The following is an 8,959-nucleotide window of genomic DNA, read 5'->3' as shown; positions in this document are numbered from 1 at the left end:
GAAGCCCCCGTCGAGGGCGCTCGCCCCGCTGCGCGAGACCGGCCGGCTGTTCGCCCTCGCCGCCACCGTCACCCGTGCCGTCTTCCGGCGCCCCTTCCAGCTCCGCGAGTTCATCGAGCAGTTCTGGTTCGTCGCCAGTGTCACGATCCTGCCCGCCGCCCTCGTCTCCATCCCGTTCGGCGCGGGCGGGGCGGTCTTCGCGGGCGGGGTGTCGGCCGGCGGCGGTGTGGGCCGCACGGGCGGCGGGGCGGTCATGGGCGCACTCCGCCGGCCGCCGGGCTGTAGTGCTGCGCGATGGCGGCGCGGGCGGCCTCCGGCAGCTGGCCCAGCATGCCGAGGACGCGTTCCCGGCGCCGCAGCGCGCCCTGGCGGACGGGCATGCCGGGCGAGGGCTCCAGCTGGGGCACCACGGTCCGGGGCGCTTCGGCACGCAGCCCGTGGCCGTTGGTCTGCTCCATCGCGAGGGTGGCCGCGTCCTTCTCCTCGGACATGCCGATGGGGCCTTCGCGCCGGCCGCCCAGGAACTGGGCGATGACCGGTTCCTGACTGGTCAGCAGCACCTCTCGGGGGCCGAAGGTGACCAGGTTGCGCAGGAAGAGCATCCCCATGTTGTCCGGGACGGTGGCGGCGATGTCCAGGTTGTGGGTGACGATCAGCATGGTGGCGTCGATCTGGGCGTTCAGGTCGATGAGCAGCTGGGAGAGATAGGCGGTGCGGACGGGGTCGAGCCCGGAGTCCGGTTCGTCGCAGAGGACGATCTGCGGGTCGAGGACGAGCGCGCGGGCGAGCCCGGCGCGTTTGCGCATGCCGCCGGATATCTCTCCGGGCAGCTTTCCCTCGGCGCCGACGAGTCCGACCATCTCCATGCGCTCCATGACGATGCGCCGGATCTCGGATTCCTTTTTGCGGGTGTGTTCGCGCAGCGGGAAGGCGACGTTGTCGAAGAGGCTCATCGAGCCGAAAAGGGCGCCGTCCTGGAACATCAGGCCGAACAGCTTCCGCGTTTCGTAGATGTCCCTCTCGGAGCCGTTCACCATGTCGACGCCGTTGATGAGAACGCGGCCGTGTTCGGGTTTCAGCAGTCCGATGAGCGATTTCAGGAACACCGTTTTCCCGGTGCCCGAGGGGCCGAGCATCACACTGACCTCTCCCGCGGGGAGGGTGAGCGTGACGTCCTGCCAGATGTTCTGTTTGCCGAAGGACTTCGTGAGCCCTTCGACGACTACCTCGATTCCCATCTCACCTCCCAGTCCAGGTACGTGCGCACACGTGTGGCGGCACACGTGCCGAATGGGGCGGAACCGCACCGGGCGCCCGCACGCTACGTTCGCCTGCGGGGCCTGGGCAATGGCTGTGACCAGCGCTTTCAGGCCGAACCGGATGGTTTGTCATCCGGTGACAACATGCCGCGTAAACCTTGTCCTCCGGTGCGTAGTGCGGGGTGGCCGGCCGTGGGGTTCCTCGCGGCCCGGGGGGCCGGGCCACGAGGGGCGACGGGGCGTCGGGCCGGGTCAGGGGGCTTTGTCGGGTTCCTGACCGGGGAGCGGGGGGACCACCGGCGGGCAGCCGTTGACGCCGCCGCCGCTGGGGACGCACAGGCGCCCCTGGTTCATCGCGATCAGGTTGTCCGGGCCGGACAGGGAGGCGGTGAAGAGCTGGTCGAGATCCTCGCCGCCCGTCCCGCAGCCGGTGAATTCCGGGATGGTGACCGTGCCGCGCAGGGGGCCGCCGATGATGACGTTGGTGTAGTCGGGGAAGTCGCCGTTCAGCCTGACCGGGAACGGCCGTGCGGTACGGCAGTTGTCGCCGACGTCGAGCGGGGTGCCGTTGATCGTCACGTCGTGGACCCGCAGGGACTGGTAGAAACCCGCGACGGCGAGGTTGTAGCGGTCGGGCGGGGAACCGACGGTCGCCGTGGAGATCGTGATGGGTCCGGTGGTGAACTCCACCTTGGCGCTCACCGGCTGGAATCCGAAGGCGATGAAGGTGGACCGGGCGTCGGGGAGCTGCATCTCGCCGTAGGAGTCGATGCGGGTGAACGCGCCGCCCGGCTGGGTGCGCAGCCGGGTCGCCGTCCTGACGGCGGCCCGCGCGTTGAGCAGTTGGGGGGTGCCGGTCGGGTCGTTGACGATCATCGCGCCGCCGAGCTTCTTCACGTTGGCGAGGCCGACCGCGAAGGCGCAGCCGTGGCTTCCTCCGGCGGGCGGGTGGAACAGCCGGACCGGGTCGCCCGGGGGCGGCTGGATGACGAAGTCCTCGTCCAGGCCGTCGGCCGGCGGCTGGGCCGGGCACTCGGTGGGGGGCGCGGCGGGCGGCTGCTCGACGGCCCCGGCTCGTCCGCGCAGGCGCGCGACGCGGACGTGGAGCTCACGTACGACTGCGACTTCACCACCGGCGAGCATCCGGTGCGGATCCACGTCACCGGCGCCTACCCGGACACCGGCATCGTCGGCAGGCCCGTGCAGCCCGGCCGGGTGACCGCCCGGGTGACGCTCCCGCCCGCCGCACTCGACGGCCTGCTGCCCGAGGGCACCTCCGCCCTCTCCGCCACGGTGTCCCTCACCGCCCTGGTGACCCAGGGCACCAGGGCCGCGGACGTTCGCGTAAGGTGTGTCGGCGGCGCCGCTGGGGGCGGGGGGCCGGAGAGTGGCGCGAACCTCCCGCGAGACCACAGGGCGACGGAGCCGACCGCATCCGTCGCCCCACGACGACGCCCCTTCGCGGGAACCCGGGGACACGTTCCGGGAGTCCTTGAGGGGTGGGGGCCGGCCGACCGACGGCCCCCGACGCAGAAAGCAGACAAGGACTCCACGTGACCGCCTCCAACCTCGTCCCGGTACCGATCCCCGACCGGGTGGCCGTGATGATCGGCTCCTGCATGCCCACGCACGTCCTGCACGCCGAGATCGAGGCGGAGTGCGCGGCCCGGGAGGTGCACCGCTTCCGGGGACCGCTGTGCACGGAGGACCGGGCGGACCGCGAGCACGCGCTCTCCGCGCTGGCGCGGGCCAACAAGGTGCTCGCGGCGTACAACCCCGGGCTGACCGTCCGGCCCGACCGGAGGCGCTGACCGCCCGGCGCCCGAGCACCGCGCCACAGCCTGAGGAGGCCGTCCCCTGCGGGGGGCGGCCTCCTTCGTCGTCCACGGGCCCGGCCCGGCCGCCCGGGGCCCGTGCGTGCCCCTCGCCGGACGGCGCCCTCAGGCGCACCCCGCCCTTGCCCGGGGACACGGCCTGCCCTACCTTACTCAAAAGTAAGTTTACTTCGGAGTAAGGAAGCGGCGTGGCGGACAACATCAGCGGCGACCTCGGCGGGCTCGACTTCTCCACGGTCTCCCCCGAGGAATTCGCGAAGATCGTCAAGGCCCTGACCGGCAGGCAGATCGACGAGACCATGCGCGGCGAGCTGCGGATGCGTGTGCTCCGCGCGGTGTTCGGGCGGATGAACCAGCAGTTCCGCCCCGAGGCGGCCGGGGACCAGGACGTCCTGATCCGGTGGAAAATCACCGGCGAGAGCGACGAGGTCTTCGAGACGGCCATCGCCGAAGGCGCCTGCACCGTCACCGAGGGCCGCTCCGAGCGCGAGCCGCGGACCACCCTGGTGATGGGCGACGCCGAGTTCCTGCGGCTGGTGTCCGGCAACGCCAACCCGGTGACCATGTTCATGATGCGCAGGCTCAGGGTGATCGGCGACGTCGTCACCGCCTCCGGCCTGACCCGCTACTTCGACATCCCGAAGGCCTGATCGCCATGTCCTCCTTCTTCTCCCTCCAGCTGACCGAGGAGCAGCGCGACCTGCGCGACTGGGTGCACGGCTTCGCCGCCGAGGTCGTGCGCCCCGCCGCCGCCGAATGGGACGAGCGCGAGGAGACCCCCTGGCCGGTGATCCGGGAGGCGGCCGGCATCGGCCTCTACGGCTTCGAGTCCCTCGCCGACATGTACGGCGACCCCTCCGGCCTCTCCCTCCAGATCGCCAACGAGGAGCTCTTCTGGGGCGACGCCGGCATCGGCATGGCCCTGTTCGGCACGTCCCTCGCGGTCGCCGGGATCTTCGCCTCCGGCACCCCCGACCAGCTCGCCGAATGGGTCCCCCAGTGCTTCGGCGACGCGTCCGAGCCGAAACTCGCCGCGTTCTGCGTCTCCGAACCGCAGGCCGGCTCCGACGTCTCCGGCATGCGCACCCGCGCCCGGTACGACGAGGCACGGGACGAGTGGGTGCTCAGCGGCCAGAAGGCCTGGATCACCAACGGCGGCATCGCACACGTCCATGTCGTCGTCGCCTCCGTCGACACGGCACTCGGCGCACGGGGCCAGGCCGCGTTCATCGTCCCGCCCGGCACGGCGGGTCTGGAGGGCGGCCGCAAGATCCGGAAGCTGGGCCTGCGCGCCTCGCACACCGCGGACGTCTTCCTGGACGACGTACGGGTGCCCGGCGGCTGCCTGCTCGGAGGCAAGGAGAGGCTGGACGCCCGGCTCGCCCGCGCCCGCGAGGGCACGAAGGCCAAGGGGCAGGCGGCGATGGCCACCTTCGAGGTCAGCCGGCCCACCGTCGGCGCCCAGGCCCTCGGCATCGCGCGAGCCGCCTACGAGTACGCGCTCGACTACGCCGGACAACGGGAGGCCTTCGGCCGCCCGATCATCGAGAACCAGTCCATCGCCTTCGCCCTCGCCGACATACGGACCGAGATCGAGGCCGTACGGCTGCTCATCTGGCAGGCCGCGTGGATGGCGCGCAACGGGAAGACCTTCGACGCCGCGCAGGGATCGATGTCCAAGCTCCGGGCCGGTGAGCTGGCGGTCGGCGCGACCGAGAAGGCCGTGCAGATCCTGGGGGGCGCGGGATACAGCCGTGAGCATCCCGTCGAACGGATGTACCGCGACAGCAAGATCTACACGATCTTCGAGGGCACGAGCGAGATCCAGCGCCTGGTGATCGCCCGCGCGATCTCGGGCCGCCAGATCCGTTGAGCCCCGCCCCGGGGCGGGCACGCACAGGGGGCACGCACAGGGGCGGGAACGCGCAGGGGCGCACGCGAACGGGCGACTGCCCCCGTCCAGCCCCCTGCCGAGGCCCTCTCACAGGAACTCCCCGTCCACGTACACCCACTCCCCGCCCTCCCGGGCGAACTCGCTGCGCTCGTGGAGTTCGCCGCGCTGGCCGTGGTGGCGGTAGCGGGCCCGGAAGGTGACCGTGCCGCGCGGGTGGAAGGCGCTCCCGTCGGTGGTCTCCGTGATCTCCAGCCCGGACCAGCGCATCGCCTCGTCGAGTTCGAGGTGGGGCGGCCGGGTCGACGCGTGCCAGGTGCGCAGCAGGTACGCCGCGTCGCGCGCGACGAAGGCGCTGTACCGGGAGCGCATCAGCAGCTCCGCCGTGGGGGCGGCCGCCTCGCCGCTGTGGAAGCGCCCGCAGCACTCCCCGTACGTGGCGGGCAGGCCGCAGGGGCAGGGGGACTCCGCGGTGAGGGCGGCGGGAGCGGCGCGGCCGGGGCGCTTGATGCGAGGTGCCATGGCTCCATCTTCCCGCCATCGGCCGGCTCGCCCCACCCGCGGCCCGCCCCCGCGAGCCGGGCGGGGCCCACGGTGGCGCCACGTACCGTACGGGCATGAAGCTCACGATTCTCGGCGGTGGCGGATTCAGGGTGCCTCTCGTGTACGGAGCGCTGCTCGCCGATCACGGCGAGGGCAGGGTCACCGAGGTGACGCTGCACGACACGGACCCCCGGCGACTGGACGCCATCGCCCGGGTGCTCGCCGAACAGGCGGCGGACGGCCCGGCGGCACCCCGCGTACGGGTGACCACGGATCTCGACGAGGCGGTGCTCCACGCCGACTTCGTGTTCTCGGCGATCCGGGTCGGCGGCCTCCGGGGCCGAGCGGCGGACGAGCGGATCGCGCTGGACGAGGGGGTGCTCGGCCAGGAGACCGTCGGTGCCGGCGGTGTGGCGTACGGGCTGCGCACGGTCCCCGTCGCCATGGACATCGCCCGGCGGGTCGCCCGCCTCGCACCCGACGCGTGGGTCATCAACTTCACCAACCCCGCCGGTCTGGTGACCGAGGCGATGAGCCGGGTGCTGGGCGACCGGGTCATCGGGATCTGCGACTCCCCGGTGGGCCTCGGACGGCGCGTGGCCAGGGTCCTCGGCGCCGACCCGGCGACCGCGTGGGTCGACTACGTGGGGCTCAACCACCTGGGCTGGCTGCGGGGTCTGCGCGTCGACGGCCGGGACCGGCTGCCCGATCTGCTGGCGGACGACCGGGCGCTGGCGTCGGTCGAGGAGGGCAGGCTGTTCGGGACGGACTGGCTGCGGTCGCTCGGCGCGATCCCCAACGAGTATCTGCACTACTACTACTTCAACCGCGAGACCGTGCGCGCCTACCGCGAGGCCGAGCGGACCAGGGGCGCCTTCCTGCGGTCGCAGCAGGCGGGTTTCTACGACGCGATGCGTCTGCCCGGCACGTCCGCGCTGGCCGCCTGGCAGCACACCCTCGCCGAACGGGAGGCCACCTACATGGCCGCCAACCGGGAGGCCGCGGGCGCGGGCGAACGCGCCGAGGAGGACCTGGAGTCCGGCGGGTACGAGAAGGTGGCGCTCGCGCTGATGCGAGCCATCGCCCGGAACGAGCGGGCCACGCTCATCCTCAACGTGCGCAACCGCGGCACCCTCTCCGTGCTCGACGCGGACGCCGTCGTCGAGGTGCCCTGCCTGGTGGACGCCAACGGCGCGCACCCGGTCGCGGTCGACCCGCTGCCGCTGCACGCCGTCGGCCTGGTCACGGCGGTCAAGGCGGTGGAGCGCGAGGTGCTGGCGGCCGCGGACAGCGGGTCGGTGTCGGCCGCGGTCCGGGCGTTCGCGCTGCATCCGCTGGTGGACTCCGTCGGGGTCGCCCGCCGGCTGGTCGACGGCTACCGCGCCGGGCACCCGGGGCTCGCGTACCTCACCGCGCGCTGACCCCGGCCCCCGCCGGGGCGGTCAGGCGGTGACCGCCCGCAGTGCTCCCGGGCGCCGGCCGGCCAGGCGGTCCAGTGCCCGGGAGGTCGTCTCGTCGGCGGGCAGCTGGACCAGCAGGAACTGGTCGTCGTCCGCGGGCAGTTCCAGCCGCTCGTAGGAGAGACGCAGCGTTCCCGCTTCGGGATGGACGAGCCGCAGGACGCCGTTCGGCCGGGGCAGGCCCGGCACGGACCGCACCCGGTCGGTGAAGGCCGCACCGGCGGTCACCGTCAGCTCGTCGGCCAGCCGGTCGACATGGGGGTCGTGACGGAACGGGCCCTGCTTCAGCGTGGCGACCTGTTCGTCGGCGACCCGGTCCCAGTCGGGGTAGGCGTCCCGGGCCCGGGCGTCGGTGAACACGTAGCGCGTCAGGTTCGGCGGGTCGGTGTCCAGGATGCCCAGCGGAGCGGCGAGCCGCTCGTAGCCCCCGGTCCAGGCGACCAGTTCGCCGAGCCGGTTGACGACGGCGGCGGGCGCCGGCTCCAGGTGTTCCAGCAGTGCGCGGACCCCGGGCCGGACGGTGCGGCCGGGTGGCGCCGCACCCATGCAGGTGAAGCCGCCGTCCGCGCCCTTGGAGAGCCGGTGGAGGTGCACGCGTTCGCCCGCTGTGAGGCGCAGGGCGTCGGCGAGCGCGGAGAGGACCGAGGGCGAGGGCCTGCGGTCGCGGCCCTGTTCGAGCCGGGTCACGTACTCGACGCTGACACCGGCGAGCGTGGCCAGTTCGGACCGCCGCAGACCGGGCGTGCGCCGGCGCGTCCCGGCGGGCAGGCCCACCTCCGCGGGCGCGACCGCCTCGCGCCTCAGACGCAGGAACAACCCCAGCTCGTTGTCGCTCATGCGTCGAACGTAACAGCCCGCCGCGGGCGGATGGTGGCCCTGCCACTACCAGCCTCCGCCCGGTCTTCCTGCTCCCCCGCCGCCCCGGCAGCGTGGTGTCCGGGCCCGCCGATCGGCCGGCCCGGACAGGACGAACAGGAGCACACCCATGTCGCAGGAGACTCTCCGCCTCGCCGTGGTCGTCGGCAGCGTCCGCGAGGGCCGGTTCGGCCCCGTGGTCGCCGAGTGGTTCGCCGAACAGGCACGGCAGCACGGCCGGTTCACCGCCGATGTCGTCGATCTGGCCGACACCCCGCTGCCGCTGGAGCTTCCGCCGGTGCCGCCCGCGGTGCGGCCCGACATGGAGCGCCCGGCCCCGATGGCGGATCTAACCGAGTCGCTGGCACTGGCCGACGCCGTGGTCGTCGTGACGCCGGACTACAACCGGTCCTTCCCCGCCTCCCTCAAGGCCGCGATCGACTGGCACTACACGGAGTGGCAGGCGAAGCCGGTCGGGTTCGTGGGCTACAGCGGCGGCAGCGGCGGGCTGCTCGCCATCGAACAGCTGCGGCAGGTCTTCGGCGAGCTGCACGCGCACACCGTCCGGGACTACGTCAGCTTCCCCCGGTACTACGAGCTGTTCGCCCCCGACGGCACCCTGCGGGAGCCGGAGGGCCCGGCCGGTGACGCGAAGGTGATGCTGGACAGTCTGGAGTGGTGGGCGACGACCCTGGCCGAGGGGCGCCGGGCGCGGCCGTTCGTGGCGTGAGGCCCCGGACGGCGGGCGGCACACCGGTGCTTCGCGTGCGGACGGTACGGGCAGAGAAGGGGAATGACTACCTCCGCCGATCGGGCCGTGCCGCCCGTCCGCTCCCGCCGCGCCCTGGTCGCCGGCTCGGTCGGGAACTTCGTGGAGTGGTACGAGTTCGGCGTCTACGGGTACTTCGCGACGGTCATCGCCGCGAACTTCTTCACCCCCGAGGGCGGCGGCGACATCGAGGCGCTGGTGAAGACGTACGCCTCGTTCGCCCTGGCGTTCTTCTTCCGCCCGGTGGGTGCGGCACTGTTCGGCCGCCTCGGGGACCGGATCGGCCGCAGGCCGACACTGATCCTCGTCGTCTCGGTGATGACCCTGGCCACCACGGCCATCGGGCT

At 72.8% G+C, this 8,959-nt stretch carries 11 protein-coding genes and 1 pseudogene; 8 read left to right on the top strand and 4 right to left on the bottom strand.

Annotated elements, in window-relative coordinates; all coding sequences use genetic code 11:
- A pseudogene (locus EAO77_RS40580) lies at nt 1-271 on the top strand (ABC transporter permease); the annotation flags it as partial.
- Here the strand turns inward: EAO77_RS40580 and EAO77_RS31335 are convergent.
- Complete coding sequence (locus EAO77_RS31335; RefSeq protein WP_147991728.1) at nt 252-1,238, bottom strand: ABC transporter ATP-binding protein; 987 nt, start codon at nt 1,236-1,238, stop codon at nt 252-254. The pseudogene EAO77_RS40580 and the gene EAO77_RS31335 sit on opposite strands and share 20 nt — an antisense overlap.
- A gap of 273 nt (nt 1,239-1,511) precedes the next feature.
- Nucleotides 1,512-2,417: a hypothetical protein gene (locus tag EAO77_RS31330; protein ID WP_187283500.1), complete on the bottom strand. Its 906-nt coding sequence runs from the start codon at nt 2,415-2,417 to the stop codon at nt 1,512-1,514.
- On the opposite strand from EAO77_RS31330, the gene EAO77_RS41115 reads away from it, so the two are divergent.
- The 4 genes from EAO77_RS41115 (at nt 2,361) to EAO77_RS31310 (ending at nt 4,967) form a co-directional block, all read left to right on the top strand.
- Nucleotides 2,361-2,816, top strand: coding sequence for a DUF6801 domain-containing protein (locus EAO77_RS41115; protein WP_315986122.1), 456 nt, complete (start codon nt 2,361-2,363; stop codon nt 2,814-2,816). The genes EAO77_RS31330 and EAO77_RS41115 overlap by 57 nt on opposite strands.
- Nucleotides 2,813-3,070, top strand: coding sequence for a hypothetical protein (locus EAO77_RS31320; protein ID WP_147991725.1), 258 nt, complete (start codon nt 2,813-2,815; stop codon nt 3,068-3,070). The genes EAO77_RS41115 and EAO77_RS31320 overlap by 4 nt, the downstream gene beginning before the upstream one ends.
- Before the next feature lie 212 nt (nt 3,071-3,282).
- Nucleotides 3,283-3,744 (top strand): SCP2 sterol-binding domain-containing protein, encoded by a 462-nt coding sequence (locus EAO77_RS31315; RefSeq protein WP_147991724.1) that lies wholly within the window; start codon nt 3,283-3,285, stop codon nt 3,742-3,744.
- A 5-nt stretch (nt 3,745-3,749) separates the two neighbouring features.
- A complete protein-coding gene (locus tag EAO77_RS31310; RefSeq protein WP_147991723.1) occupies nt 3,750-4,967 on the top strand; it encodes an acyl-CoA dehydrogenase family protein in 1,218 nt (405 codons plus the stop codon).
- Nucleotides 4,968-5,075: 108 nt separating this feature from the next.
- Here the strand turns inward: EAO77_RS31310 and EAO77_RS31305 are convergent, their stop codons facing one another.
- On the bottom strand, nt 5,076-5,507 hold the full coding sequence (locus EAO77_RS31305; protein ID WP_147991722.1) for a YchJ family protein: 432 nt from the start codon (nt 5,505-5,507) through the stop codon (nt 5,076-5,078).
- Nucleotides 5,508-5,602: 95 nt separating this feature from the next.
- On the opposite strand from EAO77_RS31305, the gene EAO77_RS31300 reads away from it, so the two are divergent.
- Complete coding sequence (locus EAO77_RS31300) at nt 5,603-6,949, top strand: 6-phospho-beta-glucosidase (RefSeq protein WP_147991721.1); 1,347 nt, start codon at nt 5,603-5,605, stop codon at nt 6,947-6,949.
- A 21-nt stretch (nt 6,950-6,970) separates the two neighbouring features.
- Here EAO77_RS31300 and EAO77_RS31295 read toward each other — a convergent pair whose 3' ends face one another.
- Nucleotides 6,971-7,825 carry a helix-turn-helix domain-containing protein gene (locus tag EAO77_RS31295; protein ID WP_147991720.1) on the bottom strand — a complete coding sequence of 285 codons (855 nt, stop codon included), beginning with the start codon at nt 7,823-7,825 and terminating at the stop codon, nt 6,971-6,973.
- Between the two features lie 148 nt (nt 7,826-7,973).
- Between EAO77_RS31295 and EAO77_RS31290 the strand changes: the two genes are divergently transcribed.
- Together EAO77_RS31290 and EAO77_RS31285 are read left to right on the top strand one after the other, a co-directional pair.
- Nucleotides 7,974-8,573, top strand: coding sequence for an NADPH-dependent FMN reductase (locus EAO77_RS31290; RefSeq protein ID WP_147991719.1), 600 nt, complete (start codon nt 7,974-7,976; stop codon nt 8,571-8,573).
- Nucleotides 8,574-8,636: 63 nt separating this feature from the next.
- The coding region (locus EAO77_RS31285) for an MFS transporter (protein ID WP_147991718.1) at nt 8,637-8,959 on the top strand (323 nt) is incomplete at its 3' end.

The sequence above is a fragment of the Streptomyces sp. T39 genome, from assembly GCF_008042045.1.
Classification (GTDB): Bacteria; Actinomycetota; Actinomycetes; order Streptomycetales; family Streptomycetaceae; genus Streptomyces.
Note: the sequence above shows the minus strand (reverse complement) of the source record. Positions and strands in the feature narration are given on the sequence as shown.

Excerpts from the sequence above, each read along its gene's own strand:
- EAO77_RS31335 (WP_147991728.1), bottom strand. The coding sequence starts at position 1,238 with ATGGGAATCGAGGTAGTCGTCGAAGGGCTCACGAAGTCCTTCGGCAAA.
- EAO77_RS31310 (WP_147991723.1), top strand. The coding sequence starts at position 3,750 with ATGTCCTCCTTCTTCTCCCTCCAGCTGACCGAGGAGCAGCGCGACCTG.
- EAO77_RS31305 (WP_147991722.1), bottom strand. The coding sequence starts at position 5,507 with ATGGCACCTCGCATCAAGCGCCCCGGCCGCGCCGCTCCCGCCGCCCTC.
- EAO77_RS31300 (WP_147991721.1), top strand. The coding sequence starts at position 5,603 with ATGAAGCTCACGATTCTCGGCGGTGGCGGATTCAGGGTGCCTCTCGTG.
- EAO77_RS31295 (WP_147991720.1), bottom strand. The coding sequence starts at position 7,825 with ATGAGCGACAACGAGCTGGGGTTGTTCCTGCGTCTGAGGCGCGAGGCG.
- EAO77_RS31290 (WP_147991719.1), top strand. The coding sequence starts at position 7,974 with ATGTCGCAGGAGACTCTCCGCCTCGCCGTGGTCGTCGGCAGCGTCCGC.